This window comes from Natrinema zhouii (assembly GCF_013456555.2).
GTDB classification, from domain to species: domain Archaea; phylum Halobacteriota; class Halobacteria; order Halobacteriales; family Natrialbaceae; genus Natrinema; species Natrinema zhouii.
The window spans coordinates 3,480,694-3,500,857 of record NZ_CP059154.1 but is presented as its reverse complement, the minus strand read 5'-3'; the positions used below and the strand labels follow the sequence as shown (position 1 = coordinate 3,500,857).

The following is a 20,164-nucleotide window of genomic DNA, read 5'->3' as shown; positions in this document are numbered from 1 at the left end:
AACGAAACCGTTTCGGTTCTGCAATAGTTTGCGTCGATAGAACGCTTCTCTTCTATCGGTTCCAGACCGAACGCAATTGGCAGAGACCGCTGTTCACCGAGAGAGCGCACGCTGACCGACCGTGAGAGCGATGAGCAGGAGCGCGAGCGCGAAGACGACCGGCAGCGGCCGCCGTCGAACGCCGGCACCGGTCACCCAGCAGATGCCGGGGTACGACCGCGGCGACACCGCTGCCTTCCGGAAGTGCCACGCCCCGCGCAGGAATCGTCCCTCCGCGAGGTACCGCTTCGCGAGGATGAGTTCGTGGCTCGAGCGGATCTCGTAGCCCTCTTCCTCGAAGCGTTCGACCTCGTCTTCGTACGCCGAGAGATACTGTTCGCTCGCGTTTTTGATTACGTCAGGTGATGGGTGCCCGGTGTCGTCACGGTAGACGAGCACTTCGTCGACACAGGCGAGTTTGCCCTGCTCGAGGACGCGGAGACAGAACTCCGGGTCCTGGAACCGATCCAGTTCCTCGTCGAAGCCGCCAGCCTCCTCGGCGACCGCGGTGCGGACGATCAGCGTCGAGCCGGCGCCCGGGTGGACGTTGTCAGCGAGGATCTCACCGACCAGCTCATCGTTGCCCTCTTTCGTGGGTTCGCCGTCTCCTCGAGCGAGCACGGACGCGGCGGTCGACCGGAGCCAGCCGCTCGTTCCGGACAGATCGTACGCCGTGTCACAGTAGGCCCCGACCCAGATGCTCGAGCGATCCTCGAGGGCCGCGAGCTGGCGCTCGAGTTTCTCGGGATGCCAGACGTCGTCCGAGTCGAGGAACGCGACGTACTCTCCGCGTGCGTGCTCGATTCCCGTGTTCCGGGCGACGTTTGCACCCTGGTTGGTCGCGTGGATGACAGTCCGAACGCGCGGATCCTCGTATGCGGCCAGCACCGATCCGGTGTCGTCGGTCGATCCGTCGTCGACGACGACGACCTCAAGGTCATCTATCGTCTGTTCGAGCGCGCTGTCGATCGCCCGTGGAAGCGTCGCCGCTCTGTTGTACGTCGGGATGATAACGCTGACTCGAGTCATTTGTCGAGTAGACCCGTTTCGATCGGATTATTATCGCGTAACTAAACGCCAAGGTTCGTCGGTATCGTCTCACGCAGTGGCATGTCCGTAGCAGCGTCGGTGCCACGCGATGTGACGAACTCCCCTCTCTATCGCGACTGATCGCCGCCCGAGGCGACAGCCGATCGGATCTTGCCGACCGGCAGCGCCCGACTAATAACTGTATAAGAAAGATCAAACAATCCATGGAACTGGATAATGACGAACCGAAACAGACGATCGTTCGTGACCACGGTTGCAGCGGCCGGAACGCTCGGGCTCTCCGGATGCCTCTCACAGTTGCGAGAGTGGAGTGGCGGCGATACCTCGTCACCGGATTCGACGCCGAACGAAGACACTGACCAATCCGGAACCAATGGGCTTCCGGAACTGCCCGGCGAATCGATCGAGGACTTCGAGTCTCTCGATGACTGGGTCACGATGATCGACGCCGGCACCCTCGAGGCCGGGACGGACGATCCGTACGGCGGATCACAGTCGGCTCGCCTCACGGCGAACGAGGACACGGAGTACGCAGCGATCTACAGGGCCGTCGACGGGATGGACCTGAGCGGTTCGAACCTCTCGCTCGCCGTGAAGTTCACCGGACTCGAGCAGCTCCGACTGACGCTCGAGTTGTTCGCGCCGAACTCGCGGAACGCCCACGTGTTTCATCGAACGCTTATCGGGCCGTCCGATCGATGGGTGCGCGTCGACTTCGGCACCGATCGAATCGAGACGCAGCCCAATCTGTCGGACGTCCGCGAGATTCGACTGACCGCTCGCCGGCGCGGCGATCCGTCCGGTTCGATCGACTGTCAGGTCGACGACCTCCGTACCGTCGATCAGCCGGAGACGGGCAAAGTAATGCTGCTGTTCGACGGAATGCTCGAGAGCCACTATACGGAGGCCTTCGATCGGATGGAGTCCTACGGCTACGCGGGCGTCGAAGCGCTCATGCCCGAAGCAGTCGGACGGGGCGACCGGCTCACGATCGACAGGCTCCAGGAACTGAGCGACGCGGGCTGGGACATGGCGGCTCGGCCGCGAACCGGATCTAGCTTCCTCCACGAGTACTCCCCCGAAGAGCAAGAGCGGATGATTCGAGACACGAAACGGTATCTCGAGAGCCGCGGCTTCGAGGACGGTGCAAAACACTTCGTCACGCCGCGGAACGTCCTCACTCCGACCGCTCGCGATCTCGTCGAGGAGTACCACGAGCAGACGTTCCGGTTCGGCGGCGGCCCGAACGGACTGCCGCTTACCGACCCCCACAACCTGGGATTCTTCTCTGGCGCTGCCGACGACGAGACGGAAACGTACATCGACTACGCCGCCGAGTACGGCCAGCTCGCGGTGTTACAGTTCGATTACATCGGAACCGAAGACGGCATCAGCGAACGCGAGTTCGAACGCGTCCTCGAGTACATCGACGGGCAGAACGTCGAGGTCGTGAGCGCGACCGACCTACTAGAATCGTAACGTGGACCGACGGTGGCTCGGGGAGTGTCTCCATCGACCGCTGGGCGGACGAAGTCCCGATGGTGTCGTCAGACCGTCTCAATAGAGCTCGACTCAGCAGCCGTTTGACCCATTCGGTTCACTTATCTTTTTGATTCCGACTAGCAACTGAACCGTTCATACTGATCGCACGCTGCGACGCGATCGGATGTACAATGGCCGTCCGTAACTACAGTTGACTATCCGAATCAACGACGCAGCGGGCTCGGAGAGTAGGTTCTGTCGGATAGAACGAGGCGTAAAAGCGAGTAGTGGGTGAAGACCGAGCGCGTCCGGTGGTGTTGTTCTATATCCCTGGATCCAGGATCCCGAACGCAAGTCCCGAGAGTAACAGCGACAGTCCGGCGAGGAACAACAGACTCTGCAACCAGTTGCGGCCCGCACCGTCGGTTTCGCGGCTCACGAGCCAATCGGAGATCCCGTCCGCTTTCGCGCCGATCGGATCGGGAAACAGTGACAGTATCTCGAACGGTTCTGCTATATCGATCGCTCCGACCAGCAAGGCGAACGTGATGAAGATTCCGAACCCAACGGGTGGAACGACTGCGAGTGCAATCCACGGATTCGTGATTGCCGTCGAGAGGGCGACGATGGGAACGGCTGCCAGGAGCGTTGTCAGTGCTGCCCGGCTGAGCCGGGCATCTGCGAGTGGATCGAAGCCGACGAGTCGGGCGCTCCAGCAGTGGAAGACGAACATCGACCCGTATCCGATGCTGGTCGCGACGGCCGCACCTCGCATTCCAAACGGTGGAATAAGGGCGAGGTTGAGCACCAGGTTAACCAGAGCCGCGCCGCCGGTGGCTATGACCGGATATCGAAGCGTTCCTTCCCCCTGTGAGACCGCGAGGATCGGTCGCGCGATCGCGAACCCGAGCGCGCCGGGGAGCAACAGCAACAGGGGTGTGATCGCCGGTTTGGCCTCGGCACCGAAGTAGATCGGGACGGCGACGTTCGCCAGCGCCGCGAGTCCGACGGCCATGACGGCCGTCAGCAGAAACGTATAGCGCGTCGTCCGAGAGACGAGTTCCGAAATCTTTTGATAGCGGTTCTGCGACCACAGCTCCGACGTCGAGTGGACGAACACCGTCTGGATCGCCATCGGGACGAACCAGAGGAACTCGGCGATCGTCAGCGCCGCCTTGTAGTTACCGACCGCCGAATCAGCCCGAAACCGGTTCAGCATGATGATATCGATGTGGTAGAGCGACATCATCAGGAAAATCAGTGCAATGCTCATCGAGTTGAACGTGAGCATCTCCGTCCGGGGAAACCGTTCCGTTGGGCTAGAGAAGACGGACGACAGCGAAATCCGTCGGTGAACGAGGAGGAGTCCGACTACGCCGACGAGGAGGCTCGCGAACAGATGCCCTGCGAGCGCCCCCATCACACCGACGCCGAGGTAGGTTAGCGGGATTGCGACCGCGACGAAGCCAACCTTGTCGAGAACCTTGAGCGGTTCCGAGTATCGCTCGAGGCCGAATCCCATGAGCGTCTTCCGCCCGAAGTCACGGAACTGTGCCGTGATAACGAGCGCCGCGAGGACGTAGAAGTAGATCGTCAGCTCGGAGCCGAAGGCGAGGCCGACGAGCCCGAACCTGGTCGCGAGTACCAGCAGGAGCGCCCCGAGACCGGCCAGCAAGATCGCCAGCCGGAAATAAAAGCCGACGACGTGTTCGCTCCAGTTCGCCGCAGTGCGGTCCTCGGCGAGGAACTTTCGGACGCCGTCCGTGATCCCCGAACTGACGAAGATCATGTAGATCGCGAATACGGACAGCAAAAGCGCGTACTCGCCGTACGCCGACGCACCGAGAAATCGGTACAGCAGCGGCGTCGAAAGCGCAGTGACGACCAGTGCGGCGATTTTCGCGCTGACGACCGAGACGACGCCGCTCGTAATACTCCTGTTCACGGTTTCCCCCTGGTTCGTTCGAGCGGCCAATCGGCAGCCATCCCCCCTGACGATCGGACACGATCCGACGTACTCACTGTACGAAGACGGTGTCCACAGCGTGGCGTTATTATACGGGGGCTAAATGGCCTCGAGAGCCGTATTTACGGAGATATAGTTGTGGAGGCGCAACGGAGAAATGGCCAGAGTCAGCGATGAAGAACCGGGAGAACGGGGAGAAGAATCGATGGAAAACGGATACCGATAGCGGCCGCGCGTCGCCGACTACTGGTACGTGTTTTTCCAGGTCGTGACGTCGCTCGCACCGAGGTTACGGATCCCGTTGACCAGTCTGTTGCCCTTGAACGACGGGGTATCACACGACCCGTAGAGACAGGCGGCCTCGAGACCGGACGACGATTCGAGGTCCGAATTGAGAACGAGGGATTCGGAGCCGGTGTCGAGGAACGGATACTTGCTGGCACGCAGGTTGGATCGGTAGATCGTCAGGTCCTCGCCCGTGTTGACGATCCCGTTCCGGTCCACACCGGCGCGACCCTGTTGCTCGATGTCGACGACGTTGAATCGGCAGTTGTCCCGTTCGCAGCGAATCCCATCGCGGAAACCGCCGTCCTCACCCGCCTGCCCGTCGATCGTGAGGTACTCGGCGAGAACCCGTCCGCTGCTGCCGTTGTTCCGTATCCACAGCGGATAGCCGCCCGAGGTCTCGTGGGTGATCGTCGTGTCGACGATCGTCGTGTCTCCAGAGACGGGTGAGCAGACGATCCCGTGGTTCACGTCGTCGCCACGGATATCGAGCGTCGTTCCCTCGATACGGACGCTGTCACAGGTGTTCATTACCGAGATCGCGTGACTGGACGGCATGGGGGAGGTGATGTTGACGGCCGCACCGCGAATCTTGAAATCACGACCGTTTTCGACCCGAATCGCTCGCTGGATCGTGTCCTCCGGTCGACTCGATTTGATTTCGACCGTCGGCCACCGGATTTCGCTGTGGTTGCCGCCGACGCGAACGTTTGCCCCGTTGCTGTCCCAGTACCAGCCGCCCTCGACGATGATCTTGCCGTTGCCGCCCGACGCGTAGAGACCGTTGCTCGGGAACGGTCCGACCCAACAATTCTTGAACTTGAGCGTCCCCTCGTTTAGCGTGGCCTCGATACCGATCGCTCCACGCCAGTTGTTACCCGCGTTCGGCGTGTTGTTGATCCACGCGGCGCCGTCCGGAACGCGGAACCGTTCGACGATACCTCGGCCGTCGGGATCGGTAACGTTGAACAGTCCGGGTCCCCAGGTTCCGCTATCGTGTTGGCCGTGGATGGTGATGTCCCGCACTTCGAGGCGCTCGGAGGCGTACGTCTCGATCGTTCGGATCCCCGTGTCGGGGGCCCGCTGGTCGACGTCGAACCCCTCGAATCGAACGCGTCCACCGGGTCTTGACGACACGCCGAGCCGGAAGAGACGATACCGCGGGCCATTGAACTCGTGAAAGTCCGCCGGAACCAGCGTCGCGTTCTCGCCGACGACGCCGAAATTCTCGAAGCCGGTGAACCGGAACTGTTCGTCCATGTAGTATCGGCCCTCGGGAAACACGAGTAACGTGTCGTCCCCTCGAAGTTTTTCGAGTACGGGCGTGATCGATTTGTTACCGGTATTGTCCGCTCCGGCCTCGGTCACGTCCACGACGGTTGAGTAGTCGTCGTAGTAGTGTCCGTACCGATCTGTGGACGCGCTGGCTGTCGACGTCAATCCGATTCCGGCGGCACACGCCGCCACTGTTCCTCCGAGAAACCGTCGTCGCGACTGGGTCTGTGAAACCGTTCCGTCGGGAGATGACCGAGCGTCATCCCCGTCAGCTGACCGCGAACTTCGGGAGTCGTTACGATTCGAACGCTGCATACCACTTCTATCCGACATTGAAAGTCACTTCGATGTGAATGAAGATGGGAACCAGTATCTATGGATTCGGATAGAAAGCCTTTAAGTCTGAATTGGTAACCTGTTATGGGGAGGGGCACATACGTCCCATTTCTGAAATGGTTTAGCAACATACATTTACCAGCGCGAATTTTGAGGGCGTATACGGTTTCTGGCCTTCAGATGTGCGTTTAACCCCTTTCTAAGCGCCGATATCGGGGGCCATTCAGTATGACGAGAACCGATCATATTTAGTGAGATACCATATTAGAAACATTAACGAATTGACCGGTGTTATTCGTGTTCGTCTGGCGCGCGGTCGTTCTCGAGCGTCGCGGCGATCAGTTCGGAGACGGCGCGCCGAATCCGCTGGGAGACCGCCGAATCCGAAATATCGAGCCGACAGGCGAGATCGTCCTGCGTGGCCCTGCGCGGGACATCGAAGTAGCCGGCGTAGTAGGCCATGAGAAGGATCTCGTGCTGTCGGTCGGTCAGGAAATAGGTCTGCTCGTCGGATACCGACGAGTCGTACAGATTGTTGACGCGAAACGAGATACCTTGATCGCGAGCCCGATACCGAAACGCCGACAGTGCGTCACGATCGGGGAGATGAACCCGTACGATCCACCCTCCTTCGGCGCTCATTATCCTGAAGGAGAATACCCCGTCCTCGGCGCAGCGAGCGGGAACGATCTCGAGATCCGTTTCGACGGTGACGCGATAGACTGCCCGATTCTCGAACGTTGCGACGCACATCGTGTTCGAGACGGTTGGATCAGCAGCCATCGCCGCCTCGAGGGTCTCTTTCTCGGCCCCGAAGGCGGAGACGAACTGCAGGTGCTGCTTGCCGGTCGTCGTCCCGTACTCGTACCGAAGCGTCACGTCGGAACAGTGCTCTATCGTTGGCACTAATGGAAGTTCGTCGTGGACGAGGTGGATAGCTGCGATAAATCCCATTGAGATATCGATGTCGTACACCCGAGTCAAGCCCAGTTACCCATACTTATACCGCGACTAAGCGAATTGCAACGGCTGTAACGGACCGGCTCCAGCGGTTCGACGGCTCAGTTCATGTAGCCGAGATCTGCCAGCCGATCGGTGACTTCCTCGTCCGTCGCCGGTCGGGGCTCGTCGTCCCGTTCCTCGTACGCCGGGTAAGACGTCGACCCGGTCGAGTCGACGACGGGGACGACGTTGCCGTCCATTCGGTCGCTGTAGGGAACCCCCATCGCAGCCATAATCGACGGCGCGACATCGAAGAGATGCGCCCGCTCGAGCGTAGCGTCTTCGTCGATTCCTTCGCCCGCAGCGACGAAGATCCCGTCGAGCTTGTGGTTCCAGGGTTCGGCCGGGCTGAAGTAGTCGCCGTCGCCCAGTTGCTCGGAGAGCATGTGTTCGAAGTCAGCGGGGATCGTGACGATGTCGACCGTCTCATCGATATCGTCACCGTGGAAGTACTGTTCGCGCGGCGCAACCGTCTCGAAAAACGGCTCGCCGTCCGGCGTCTCGACGGCCTGCAGCATCCGGATGAGGCTCTCGCGAACCTCCTCGTACTCCTCCTGGGGCACGACACCGTTTGGCTCCCGCCCCTCGAGGTTGATCCGAACGCCGAGTTCGGTCCGGGCACGAACGTAGGCCTCCGAGTTGGCGAAATCGACCTGTTCGTTCGCCGTTCGAGAGATCCCACCTGGCGCGTACTCGATGGCGACATCTGCCAGTCCGACCCGCTCGAGTGCAGTCCTGACGCGTCGGGCGGTGACGCCGAATCGAGCGGCGACCGACGCCGCGCGTGCGACCGTTCCCGGCTCCCACGTATCGTACTCCTCACCCTCGCGCAGGCGTCTGCGCATCGGCGTCCACGACGGCATTCCCTTGCCGCCCGTCGTCGTCTCGAGGAAGCCCACGTCGCGGAGGTACTCGTTGATTCGAAACTCGTAACCGTTGTACGGCCCCATCCCGTGGTCGCTCACGATGAAGACGCGGTTCGGATCGTAGGCGTCGAGAATCGACGCGATCTGCTCGTCGACCGCCTCGTAGACAGGATCGACGTGTCGTCCCTCGCCGCTGAGCTCGTGGAAGACCGTGTCCGTCTTCTGAAACTGGATGAAGCCGAAGTCCGGGTTGAACTCGTCGGTAAGATAGTGAAACGCCTCCCCGCGCATCCGAACGAGATTCCGGTACTCCTCGATCTTCGCGTCATCCGAGAGCGAGTCGTCGTCGCGCGTATAGTTCGGATAGACGCGGTACTCTCCGATTGCGTCGCGGACCTCGTCCAAGAGCCCGTCGGGCTGGCACGGCGGATCCTCGGGACCGAGGAATCCGGGGATGACTGCTCCGTCGAACTCGTCCGGCGGGTGGGTGACTGGCGCGTTGACGACGACGCTCGAGCGGTCGTGTTGATCCAGTAGCGTCCACAGTGGATGCTCGTGGACATCGTCGTTGCTCGTTACGTGCCAATCGTAGCCGTCGTAGCCGACGAAGCCGACCACGCCGTGTTTCCCGGGGTTGACACCGGTGTAGATCGACGGCCAGGCGCTCGGCGTCCACGGCGGAATCTGCGACTCGAGTGGCGCGGTTACTCCCTCCGAGCAGAGCCGCTCAATCGTCGGAATCCGATCGGCTTCGAACAGTCGCTCGAATACCGGCAGGCACCCTGCATCGATACCGATGAGTAGCGTGTCCAGTCCGTCCGATTCACTCTCGGTACTCCCTGTCGCTGTCGTATCGTCACGGCGAAACGTCGGAGTCATCGTTTTAGTTGTCCCTTTGTAACCAATATTTCTGTTTGGCCGCTGTCGACGTCCCACGGCAGCGGTGTCGTTCGTTGCACCACGTTTCTACACGCACCATAGCAGACAGTACACTTCATTATCGATGGGATAAACCCGACAGAGAACGCTGAATGCAGCAGATTTGACAGATGTGAGACCGACACCTACGAATGAATCTCCGAGATGTCCGCGATTGCGGTCTCGAGGATCCCGACGGCATCAGCTTCCAGTCGCTCGACTCGAGACTCATCTCGCGCTTCGACCGTGAGACGGACGACCGGTTCGGTGCCGCTTGCACGCAGAAGAATCCAGCCGTCGTCGACATCGACATAGACGCCGTCGAGCGTATTGATGTCGTCGTACCGTTCGCAGACGCGGTCACGAACCTGATTCATCACGGCAACTTTCTCCTCGACCCTGACCGACGCGCGGCGGATGGGGTACGTTTCGACGCGTTCGACGAGCGACGATAGCGGGCCTCGATCGGCGACGAGTTCGACGAGTTTGCACGCGGCGAGGGGGCCGTCCGGACACAGCGTTTCGTCCGGCCAGATCCACGCACCGCTCGGTTCGCCGCCGAAGACGACGTCCGGCCGTTTCGTCCGGTCGGCCACGAAGGTGTCGCCGACCCGCGTTCGACTCACCGACGCGCCGACGGTCGCCAGGTGGTCGTCGACGGCCATGCTCGTATCGACCGGCGCGGCGACCACGTCGCCGTCGGTCGCGGCCTCACGCGCAAACAGGGCGAGAAGGACGTCTTTCGGGACGAACGAGCCCGTTTCGTCGACGGCCAGCATCCGATCGGCGTCGCCGTCGTGAGCGATTCCGAGTCGCGCGTCCGTCGCTTCGACGAGTGCGGAGAGGTCGCCGAGCGTCTCTCGCGTCGGCTCGCTCGGTCTTCCGGGAAAGCGTCCGTCCTGCTGTCCGTTCAGCGTAACGACGTCACAGCCGAGCTCCGAGAGCACGCGTGCGGTTATTCCACCAGCCCCGTTCCCGATATCGACGGCGACGCTCGGTGGGTCGTCGATCGAGACGGACTCGCTCACGTCCTTCGCGTGGTGATCGATCGAATCCTCGAGTGACTCGAGCGAGCCGTGTCCGTCCCAGGGTCGGAGGTCGTACTCGTCAGCTTCGATTCGCGTCGCGATCGCATCGCGCTGGTCGGCATCGAACGCTTTGCCCGATGCGTCCCAGAGCTTGAGTCCGTTGTCCGGGGCGGGGTTGTGCGAGGCCGTGAGGACGACGCCGGCGTCTGCGTTCTCCCGTGAGACCGCTCTCGCGACCGTCGGCGTCGCGGCGACGCCGACCTCGAGCACGTCCGCGCCACACTCTCGTAATCCAGCGGTCAGTGCATCGGTCAGAACGATTCCGCTCTCTCGAGCGTCTCGCCCGACGACGACGCGGTCGTAGCCGTCGGACGCGACGGCGCGACCGACCGATAGTGCGAGGTCAGCAGTTACCTCCTCGCCGACTGTTCCCCGAATACCGCTCGTTCCGAACATAGAGACTGTCCTCGGGACAGAGGGAATTACTATGGAGGTGTTAGACGAGCACGACGTGTGTTCGTGAACGTTCTTGAACGATGCCGTCTCTCGGTATACTACCGACGCGATACCTGCGACGACGCCGATATACTGTCAGTCGTGTGATGGACTGAGAAGGTATCCGTGTGACTCTCCGGTCAAAATCATGTAAAATATATATCATAGTCCTGGGCGGATTCGAACCGCGAGGACTCGGATTCTCTCGTCCTCTGGGTTCGAACCGCCGAGAATACTTGCGCCTCACGAGTTTGTTCGGCGCAAAAGTAGTCCCGGGCGGATTCGAACCGCCGTCATGGGCTTGCTTCCGTGACGGAACGTACCGAACACGTCCAAAGGCCCATATGATTGGCCACTACACCACGGGACTCCTCACTCCGAGATAGACGACGGCATCACAATAGTGTTACTTTTCGGCGTGAGGGGAAACGGCTATCTGTCCCTCCTCGGCTCGTCGATGACAGCTCCGGCAGAGCGTCAGTACGTTCTCCATCGTATGTGCGTCCTCGAGGTCGTCGAACGAGCGAACGGGCTGGAGATGGTGTACATCCGGATTCCGCTCGAGTTCCGCCTTCTCTGCGCCACAGTACTGACACGTGTACTCGTCCCGCTCGAGCGCCCGCCGACGAATACGCCACCACGTACGGCCGTATTCAATCGTTCCGCCCTCCCACTGATGGTGGTCCGGGCCGACGACGTTCTCCGAAAGCCAGTCACCATAACAGTCCAGCGTACAGAAGAAGCCCCGTTTCTGTTCGTCAACCCTCGCCGGACGAACCTCGAGGCCGTTCCCACACGACTGGCACTGGACCGTTATTCTGTCGCCTTTTACAGCGTAATTGTCCGGGAGGAGTCCCTCAGCAGCTTCGACACACGCCGAACAATAGATGCCTTTCTTGGACGACGGATAGTACGAGAACGTCGATTCACAGCGTTTACAGTCCGCAGTTTCCGTGGCATCGCTCCAGTTTCCGTTGTGTTCGCCACCGTTCGGATTGCAACTCTCACAGTATTCACGCCGTGCTTTCGAATCGTAGAACTCGGTTTCACAGCCGCTACACGTTCGGTTCGGCAGCGGATCGCCGTGCACCTTCGTGTGATGCTGTCACATTCCTTGCGTCGTCCGGAGGGATTTCCCACACGTCGGACAATCCATGAGGGAGTTGGGCTCGGTATCGTATATAAACTCAAAGCTGGTCGTGATGACGCGCTACGGCCAGCGAAAATACGGTATACCGGAAGTGAGGATACTGCTGGAAATCGGTTACAGGTACCCTTCCTCGGCCAAGCGCTCGAGCCCCTCCTCGAGTCGCTCCTCACTTGCCGCATACGAGATTCGCGCATAGCCGGGCGTGCCAAAGGCGCTCCCCGGCACGGTCGCGACGTGGGCGTCTTCGATCGCACCCTCACACCACGCCTGGTCATCGTCGTCCACTGGGAGCATCATGTAGAACGCGCCCTCCGGCACTGCTACGTCGACGTCGTACTCGGCGAGCAGGTCGACGACCAGATCGCGGCGCGCTTCGAACGCTTCTGTCATCTCCGTGACGGCGTCCTCGGTCTCGAGCGCCTCGAGGCCGGCATGCTGAACGAAGTTGACGGCGGAGGAGACGGAGTGGCTGTGGAGCTTGCCGGCCTGGTCGACGAGTTCCTCGGGGCCGGCGAAGTAGCCCAGACGCCAGCCGGTCATCGAGTAGGCCTTCGAGAAGCCGTTGACCGTAATCGTGCGGTCGGCCATCCCCTCGAGCGTGCCCAGACTGGTGGGTTCGACGCCGTAGGTGATCTCCTTGTAGATCTCGTCGGAGATCACGGTGATGTCGTGCTCGACGGCGAGATCGCGGACGCCCTCGAGCGCGGCGTCGGAGTAGACCGCGCCGGTCGGGTTCGACGGCGAGTTGACGATTAGCAGTTCGGTCTCGTCGGAGACCGCGGCCGCGAGGTCGTCGAGCGCGGGCTCGAGTTGGAAGTCGGACTCGGAGAGATCGACGCGGGTGAGATCGCCGCCGGCCATCTTGGCCATCGCCTCGTAGGAGACCCACGCGGGGTCGAGCAGGGCGACTTCGTCGCCCTCACCGACGAGCGCTTGGATAATCTCGTAGAGCGCCTGCTTCGCACCGGGCGTGACGATGATGTTCTCGGGGCCGTGATCGAGCCCGTCGTCGGCTAGCTTGTCGGCGATCGCTTCGCGCAGCTCGAGAATGCCGGCGGAGGTCGTGTAGCCGGTATGACCGGCGTCCATCGCGTCCTTGCCGGCCTCGATGATATTCTCGGGCGTGGGGAAGTCGGGCTCGCCGACGCTCAGGTCGACGACGTCTGCGCCGTCGGCCTCGAGTTCGGTGGCGAGCGCGGAGATGGCGAGCGTTGCGGACGGTTCGACTCGGTTGACGCGGTCGGTGAATTCCATCGTCATTGTGGATCTAGTCTGAATCGATAGCGGGACTGGGGTCGGGTAGTTCGTCGACGAGATCGAGCGCGCCGTCGACGGCTTTCGCCGCGTTCGCGACGCGCTCGCGCGCTTCGGCGGTGGACATGCCGGGCCCCGTCACGCCGAGGGTCACGGGGGTATCGCGCTCGAGACTCACGTCGGAGAGCCGCTGTGCGGTCGCGTCGGTGATCACCTGGTCGTGATCCGTATCACCGGTGATGACGGTTCCGACGACGGCGACGGCGTCGACCTCGTCGCGGCGGGCGAGCCGGTCGGCCGCCAGCGGCGCGTCGTAGACTCCAGGGACGCGGACCGTCTCGTACACCTCGGCGCCCGCGGCGGTGGCCGCCTCGAGCGCCTCCTGCTCCATCTGCTCGGTGATCGGTCGGTTGAATTCCGCGACCACCAATCCGAGCGTGGTCATAGGCGAGCGGTAGGGAGGGCAGGTAAAAGAGGTACCGTTCTCGATGGACGACGTAGCCCGGCTCGGATACCTCGCGCCGGTTGTACTGGTTCGTCGGACTGTCTAGGAGATGCCAGATAAGAGTTTACCAGCGTGTCCACCGTATACCCGCTTACAGTCACTCACCATGAGCAAAGACAACCCACACCAGAACCTGGCCATTATCGGTCACGTCGACCACGGGAAGAGTACGCTCGTGGGACGACTCCTCTACGAGACGGGGAGCGTGCCAGAGCACGTCATCGAACAGCACCGCGAAGAAGCAGAAGAGAAGGGCAAGGGCGGCTTCGAGTTCGCCTACGTCATGGACAACCTCGCAGAAGAGCGAGAGCGCGGTGTCACCATCGACATCGCCCACCAGGAGTTCGATACCGACGAGTACGACTTCACCATCGTGGATACGCCCGGTCACCGGGACTTCGTCAAGAACATGATCACCGGGGCGAGTCAGGCCGATCACGCCGTCCTCGTCGTCGCGGCCGACGACGGCGTCGCGCCCCAGACCCAGGAGCACGTCTTCCTGGCTCGTACCCTCGGTATCGACGAACTCATCGTCGCCGTCAACAAGATGGACATCGTCGACTACTCGGAGGAGACCTACAGGGAGGTCGTCGACGAGGTCACCCAGTTACTCAAGCAGGTCCAGTTCGATACCGAGGACGCCTCGTTCATCCCGGTATCGGCGTTCGAGGGCGACAACGTCGCGGAACACTCCGAGAACACGGACTGGTACGACGGCGAGATTCTGCTCGAGGCGCTGAACAACCTGCCCGAGCCCCAGCCACCGACGGACGCACCGCTTCGAGTCCCCATTCAGGACGTCTACACGATATCGGGTATCGGTACCGTCCCCGTCGGCCGTATCGAGACCGGTATCATGAACGTCGGCGACAGCGTCTCCTTCCAGCCCAGCGACGTGAGTGGCGAGGTCAAGACGATCGAGATGCACCACGAAGAGGTGCCCAGAGCAGACCCCGGTGATAACATCGGATTCAACGTCCGCGGCCTCGGCAAAGACGACATCCGCCGCGGCGACGTCTGTGGCCCGGCCGACGACCCGCCGAGCGTCGCCGAGACGTTCCAGGCCCAGATCGTCGTTATGCAGCACCCAAGCGTGATCACGGCCGGCTACACCCCGGTCTTCCACGCCCACACGGCACAGGTCGCCTGTACGATCGAGTCCATCGACAGGAAGATGGACCCCTCGAGCGGCGAGGTCGCCGAGGAGAACCCCGACTTCATCCAGTCGGGTGACGCTGCTGTGGTCACCATCCGACCGCAAAAACCACTCAGCATCGAGCCGTCCAGCGAGATCCCCGAACTCGGGAGCTTCGCCATCCGCGACATGGGTCAGACCATCGCTGCCGGGAAGGTCCTCGAGGTCCACGAACGGGAGTAACGTCCGCGATGGTAGGCGATCAGGTGCTGCCCTTGCACCCGCCGTGTCAGCCGCGCTCGAGACGTCCGGAAACCGGGGAAACCGAGGACGGAAGCGCCGAAGCGATGCCGGTCGTCGATTCCGGTCACCGATTACCAATTCTTAAGCGCAATCGCCGTCAACCGCCGGGCAATGACGACGCTACGGACGCCGGGACCGACGGTCGGCGTAGTCGGCGGGGGACAGCTCGGACGGATGCTCGCCGAAGCGGCCGCGCCGCTGGGCGTCGAAGTCGTGATGCTCGATCCGACGCCGGACTGCCCCGCCGCGCCGGTCGCCCGCGATCAGATCGTCGCCGACTTCGACGACGAGGCGGGGATCCGCGAACTCGCCGCGCGTGCTGACGTTCTTACGTTCGAAATCGAACTCGCCGATCAGGACGTCTTGGAGCGCGTCAGCGAGGACTCGGGGACGCCGGTCCACCCGAAGCCGTCGACGCTCAAGACGATCCACGACAAACTCGTTCAGAAGCGCGAACTCGAGGACGCCGGCGTTCCGGTGCCGCCCTTCCGCGCGGTGGAGGACGCCGACGATATACGCGGGGCGATCGGCGACTACGGTGCCCCAGTGATGCTCAAGGCCCGAACCGGCGGCTACGACGGGCGCGGGAACGTTCCCGTCGAATCGAAAGCCGACGCCGAGGATGCACTCGAGTCGGTCGCCGGGCCGGCGATGGTCGAGTCGTTCGTCGACTTCGAGCGCGAGGTGTCGGTTATCGCCGTTAAGGGCGAGGACGAAATCGCGACCTTCCCGATCGGGGAAAACATCCACGAGGACGAAATCCTTCGGGAGACCGTCGTTCCGGCGCGCTCGAGCGAGGCCGTCACCGAGCGCGCTCACGCGGTCGCGAGCGACGTGCTCGAGGTGATGGACGGGCGGGGCGTTTACGGGATCGAACTATTTGAAACGCGCGAGGGAGACGTTTTGCTCAACGAGATTGCGCCGCGCCCGCACAACTCGGGTCACTGGACGATCGAGGGTGCCCAGAGTTCGCAGTTCGAACAGCACGCGCGGGCGGTACTGGGTTGGCCGCTCGGGTCGACCGAGCTGCGTTCGCCGACCATTCTGACGAACCTGCTGGGTGACGTCGACGAGGAACGGCGCGCGGAGTTGAGCGACATCGACCGCATCCTCGAGACATCCGCCGCGCATCTCCACTGGTACGGCAAGCGGCAAGTCCGACCGCTGCGCAAGATGGGCCACATCACCGTCTCGGGCGAGACTGAGGACGCCGACGTCGAAGCGTTACTGGCGGCCGCGCGCGACCTCGAGGAGCGCGTGACGTTCCGGACGTAGCCGGCCGACTGCGGGTCGTCCCGGTCGCTCGGTCCGTTTGCCACTGTTTCAAGTCACTCGCCCGACCACGACCAGCCATGAGCGACAGCGTCAGCGAACTGATCGAGCGCCTGCGCAGCGAGGCCGAACAGGATCGCCCGTCCGAGGAAACTCCGGACGTCGGAATCGTCATGGGCAGCGACTCCGACCTCGAGACGATGATGACCGGCGGGAAGCGTCGGGGCGCGTACGACGCGTTCGTCGACGAACTCGGCTTCGCCGAGCAGACCGACTACGAGAGCCCGCCCGACGAACGGTTCACTTTCGAGACCTACGTCACCTCAGCTCACCGGACGCCGGACCTCATGACTGCGTACGCCGAGACGGCCGAGAAGCGGGGCCTCGGCGTAATCATCGCCGGGGCCGGCGGCAAGTCCGCGGACCTCCCGAACATGACCGCGTCGATCGCGTATCCGCTCCCGGTCATCGGCGTCCCGGTCCAGGAGAAGTCCGTCGACAGCGTCATCGGGATGCCGACCGGCGCGCCGCTGGTCGCGGTCGACGCCGGCAAGTCGTTCAACGCTGCGCTGTCGGCCGCCCAGATTCTCGCCCGCCAACACGAGTCGGTTCGTGACCGACTGATCGCCTACCACGAGGACCTGCGCGAGGGCGTCGGGGACGTCTCTCGAGAACTCCACGACGGCGGGACGCCCGCGTTCCGTGATCGGGAGCAGTGACCCATCCCCGCGCTACCCAGTAGCGCATTCTACGCCTCCCAGAGAAACTGAGACGGAGTGACTGCCGATCGTGCTTTCGGCCGGGAAACCGAATTCATCCGGCAGAAATCACCGCCACAAGTGGCGCGTAGTGGCCTATTTCGGCCTCGAGTAACACTGTATTACCGAGACGTTTACTCTCCGTACAACGATATTCAGTATACGGTACTCGTTCACGAGGACCGATCCGCATTGAAGTCCCTCTGTGGACCGTGTTTCCCCGAAAAACGAAGAATCAACCCTTATATGCGTGCGGTCGGAACCCTCGAACGTTACCGAGATGAATGATTGGATCGCCATCGGGGCGCTGGCGCTCGTCGGAGTACTGATACCGTTCAGCATGATCGCGGTATCGTACCTCCTGCGACCCACCGTGCCCGAAACGAGCAAACGAGCCACGTACGAGAGTGGTGAGATTCCGACCGGCGGAACGCGCATCCGGTTCAATATTCAGTACTACATGGTTGCGCTTCTGTTCGTCGTCTTCGATATCGAGACCGTCCTCCTGTTCCCGTGGGCGGTCGCCTATCAGGATGCGCTCGCGGCGGAGGAAATCTCACTCGTCAGCGCGCTCGGGCCGATGCTGTTGTTCGTCGCCATCCTGCTCGTCGGACTCGCGTGGGCGTGGCGCAACGGCGCGGTACAGTGGGCACAGACATCCCGCCAGCTGGAAACTGACAGACTATGAGTAGCGAACAACCACGCCAGCAAATCTACGACAGCACCGCACCGTCGACGGACACCCGCGACTCGCGGATCGGCGAGGGTGCCGACGACCGCTTCAACTCCAAGCTTCGCGAGGCCTTCGGCTCGACCCCGTTCATCCTCACGAAGTTCGACAAGTTCATGAACTGGGTCCGGGGCAACTCGATGTTCATGCTCCAGTTCGGGATCGCGTGTTGCAGCATCGAGATGATGCACACGTACGCGATCAAACACGACCTCGACCGATTCGGGGCCGGCGTTCCGCGCGCCTCGCCCCGACAGGCCGACGTGATGATCGTCCCCGGGACGATCGTCTCGAAGTTCGGTCCCCGCATGAAGCGGGTCTACGACCAGATGCCCGAACCCAAGTTCGTCGTCGGCATGGGCTCGTGTACGATCTCCGGCGGCCCCTTCCAGGAGGGCTACAACGTCGTCAAGGGCGCCGAGGAGATCATCCCGATCGACATCCACGTTCCCGGCTGCCCACCGCGACCAGAGGCGCTCGTCTACGGCATCGTCAAACTCCAAGAGCGGATCCGCAACGGCGAGTCGACGCCCGTCGTCGTCAAACCGTACGAACTCGAGGAGTTCGGCGACCTGCCCCAGGACGAACTCGTCCAGACGCTCGCGGACGATATCGACGAGGAGGATCTCGTCATGCGATACAACTGGGCTGATTCGCCATGAGCACGGGACTCGAGCGAGGACCGGCAGTGGAAGTCAGCGAGGACGACCTCGCTGCGCTGATCGGTGATCGCGCGCTCTCGCGCGACGACCACCTGAACGCGCCGGGATTCGTCATCCGGCCGGACGACGTCCGGGACGTCCTCACGGACCTCCGGGACGAGGCGGGGTTCGATCACCTCGCCAACCTCACCGCACAGGAGTACGCCGACCGGTACGAATCGATCTACCACCTCCGGAAGTACGCGGATCCGACCCAGGAGGTCTCGATCGTCGTCCCGACGACGACCGACGATCCGGTCAGCCAGAGCGCCGAACCGGTCTTCCGAACCGCGGACTGGCACGAGCGCGAAGCGTTCGACCTCGTCGGCATCGACTACGAGGGCCACCCCGATCCGCGCCGGATCCTCCTGCCCGAAACCTGGCAAGGCCATCCGCTAGGGCGGGACTACGATCAGGAGAAACCGCAGCTGGTGACTCTCTCGGAACACGCCAACCCGGTCCAGCCGGACCACCACGACGACGAGTCGGATACGATGTTCCTCAACATCGGTCCACACCACCCGGCGACCCACGGCGTGCTCCACATCGAGACGGTGCTCGACGGCGAGACGGTCGTCGACGTCGACCCTGACATCGGCTACCTGCACCGCTGCGAGGAACAGATGTGCCAGCAGGGGACCTACCGTCACCAGATCATGCCCTACCCGGACCGCTGGGACTACGTCTCGGCAGGGCTGCTCAACGAGTGGGCCTACGCGCGCACGGCCGAGGACCTCGCGGACATCGAGGTCCCCGAGTACGCCCAGGTCATCCGGACGATGGGCGCCGAGATGTGCCGGATCGCCGCACACATGCTCGCGCTGGCCACGTTCGCGCTGGACGTCTACGGCGACTTCACCGCCATCTTCCAGTACGGCATGCGCGACCGCGAGGTCATTCAAGATATCCTCGAGGACCTGACCGGTCAGCGGCTCATGTTCAACTACTTCCGGCTCGGCGGGGTCGCCTGGGACCTGCCCGAACCCCGCGAAGAGTTCTTCGAGAAGACGCGGGACTTCCTCGACGGACTCCCCGCGAAGGTCGACGAGTACAACGACCTGCTAACGGGCAACGAGATTTTCCAGGTCCGGACCCACGACACCGGGATCCTCGAGCCCGAGGTCGCCAAACAGTACGGCTGTACGGGTCCAGTCGCGCGGGGCTCCGGCATCGACTACGACCTCCGGCGGGACGACCCCTACGGCTACTACGAGAACCTCGAGTGGGACGTCGTCACCGAGGACGGCTGTGACAACTACAGCCGCGTCCTCGTGCGCATGCAGGAGGTCGAGGAGTCCGCGAAAATCATCGAGCAGTGTGTCGACCTGCTCGAGGACTGGCCCGAAGACGAGCGGACGGTCCAGAGCAACGTCCCGCGAACGCTGAAACCCGACGCGGACACGGAGATTTATCGCGCCGTCGAGGGGGCGAAGGGCGAACTCGGGATTTACATCCGCTCGGACGGGACGGACAAGCCGGGCCGGTTCAAGATCCGGAGTCCGTGCTTCCACAACCTCTCGGCGCTGCCCGAGATGTCTGAAGGCGAGTACGTCCCCGACCTGATCGCGTCGCTGGGCAGCCTCGATATCGTGCTCGGGGAGGTGGACCGGTAAG

Annotated in this window: 15 protein-coding genes, 1 tRNA gene and 1 pseudogene; 7 read left to right on the top strand and 10 right to left on the bottom strand. The window is 62.4% G+C overall.

All coding sequences use genetic code 11. The features are described 5' to 3' along the window. Positions 1-93: 93 nt before the first annotated feature. Positions 94-1,068: a glycosyltransferase family 2 protein gene (locus HYG81_RS36140; protein WP_180840987.1), complete on the bottom strand. Its 975-nt coding sequence runs from the start codon at positions 1,066-1,068 to the stop codon at positions 94-96. A gap of 237 nt (positions 1,069-1,305) precedes the next feature. Here HYG81_RS36140 and HYG81_RS36135 point away from each other — a divergent pair, with 237 nt between their 5' ends. Further along, positions 1,306-2,568 (top strand): polysaccharide deacetylase family protein, encoded by a 1,263-nt coding sequence (locus HYG81_RS36135; RefSeq protein ID WP_180840986.1) that lies wholly within the window; start codon positions 1,306-1,308, stop codon positions 2,566-2,568. A 325-nt stretch (positions 2,569-2,893) separates the two neighbouring features. Here the strand turns inward: HYG81_RS36135 and HYG81_RS36130 are convergent, their stop codons facing one another. The 9 genes and pseudogenes from HYG81_RS36130 to ribH all read right to left on the bottom strand — a co-directional run bounded on the left by HYG81_RS36130 (position 2,894) and on the right by ribH (position 13,591). Continuing rightward, complete coding sequence (locus HYG81_RS36130; RefSeq protein ID WP_180840985.1) at positions 2,894-4,516, bottom strand: oligosaccharide flippase family protein; 1,623 nt, start codon at positions 4,514-4,516, stop codon at positions 2,894-2,896. Between the two features lie 264 nt (positions 4,517-4,780). Then, a complete protein-coding gene (locus HYG81_RS36125) occupies positions 4,781-6,289 on the bottom strand; it encodes a right-handed parallel beta-helix repeat-containing protein (RefSeq protein WP_180840984.1) in 1,509 nt (502 codons plus the stop codon). A gap of 435 nt (positions 6,290-6,724) precedes the next feature. After that, positions 6,725-7,387: a helix-turn-helix domain-containing protein gene (locus HYG81_RS36120; protein ID WP_180840983.1), complete on the bottom strand. Its 663-nt coding sequence runs from the start codon at positions 7,385-7,387 to the stop codon at positions 6,725-6,727. Between the two features lie 107 nt (positions 7,388-7,494). Further along, entirely contained in the window at positions 7,495-9,180 is a 1,686-nt protein-coding gene (locus HYG81_RS36115; protein ID WP_180840982.1) for an alkaline phosphatase family protein, read from the bottom strand. A 185-nt stretch (positions 9,181-9,365) separates the two neighbouring features. Next, positions 9,366-10,703, bottom strand: a complete 1,338-nt coding sequence (gene glmM, locus HYG81_RS36110) for a phosphoglucosamine mutase (protein ID WP_180840981.1) — start codon at positions 10,701-10,703, stop codon at positions 9,366-9,368. Positions 10,704-11,009: 306 nt separating this feature from the next. Then, positions 11,010-11,112, bottom strand: a tRNA-Gln gene (locus HYG81_RS36105). 36 nt (positions 11,113-11,148) lie between these two features. Beyond that, positions 11,149-11,898 (bottom strand): annotated as a pseudogene (locus tag HYG81_RS36100) (HNH endonuclease). A gap of 108 nt (positions 11,899-12,006) precedes the next feature. Further along, entirely contained in the window at positions 12,007-13,152 is a 1,146-nt protein-coding gene (locus tag HYG81_RS36095) for a pyridoxal phosphate-dependent aminotransferase (RefSeq protein WP_180840980.1), read from the bottom strand. A 7-nt stretch (positions 13,153-13,159) separates the two neighbouring features. Further along, positions 13,160-13,591: a 6,7-dimethyl-8-ribityllumazine synthase gene (ribH, locus tag HYG81_RS36090; protein WP_180840979.1), complete on the bottom strand. Its 432-nt coding sequence runs from the start codon at positions 13,589-13,591 to the stop codon at positions 13,160-13,162. Positions 13,592-13,757: 166 nt separating this feature from the next. On the opposite strand from ribH, the gene tuf reads away from it, so the two are divergent. From tuf to HYG81_RS36060, 6 genes are all read left to right on the top strand, one after another. After that, a complete protein-coding gene (tuf, locus tag HYG81_RS36085; RefSeq protein WP_180840978.1) occupies positions 13,758-15,029 on the top strand; it encodes a translation elongation factor EF-1 subunit alpha in 1,272 nt (423 codons plus the stop codon). Positions 15,030-15,200: 171 nt separating this feature from the next. After that, positions 15,201-16,364 (top strand): 5-(carboxyamino)imidazole ribonucleotide synthase, encoded by a 1,164-nt coding sequence (locus tag HYG81_RS36080; RefSeq protein ID WP_180840977.1) that lies wholly within the window; start codon positions 15,201-15,203, stop codon positions 16,362-16,364. A gap of 77 nt (positions 16,365-16,441) precedes the next feature. After that, positions 16,442-17,080: an AIR carboxylase family protein gene (locus tag HYG81_RS36075; protein ID WP_180840976.1), complete on the top strand. Its 639-nt coding sequence runs from the start codon at positions 16,442-16,444 to the stop codon at positions 17,078-17,080. A gap of 319 nt (positions 17,081-17,399) precedes the next feature. Continuing rightward, positions 17,400-17,807 carry an NADH-quinone oxidoreductase subunit A gene (locus tag HYG81_RS36070; protein WP_180840975.1) on the top strand — a complete coding sequence of 136 codons (408 nt, stop codon included), beginning with the start codon at positions 17,400-17,402 and terminating at the stop codon, positions 17,805-17,807. Then, positions 17,804-18,511, top strand: a complete 708-nt coding sequence (locus tag HYG81_RS36065; RefSeq protein ID WP_180840974.1) for an NADH-quinone oxidoreductase subunit B — start codon at positions 17,804-17,806, stop codon at positions 18,509-18,511. Before HYG81_RS36070 ends, HYG81_RS36065 begins: the two co-directional genes overlap by 4 nt. Then, positions 18,508-20,163 carry an NADH-quinone oxidoreductase subunit D gene (locus tag HYG81_RS36060; RefSeq protein ID WP_180840973.1) on the top strand — a complete coding sequence of 552 codons (1,656 nt, stop codon included), beginning with the start codon at positions 18,508-18,510 and terminating at the stop codon, positions 20,161-20,163. The genes HYG81_RS36065 and HYG81_RS36060 overlap by 4 nt, the downstream gene beginning before the upstream one ends. Position 20,164 lies beyond the last annotated feature (1 nt).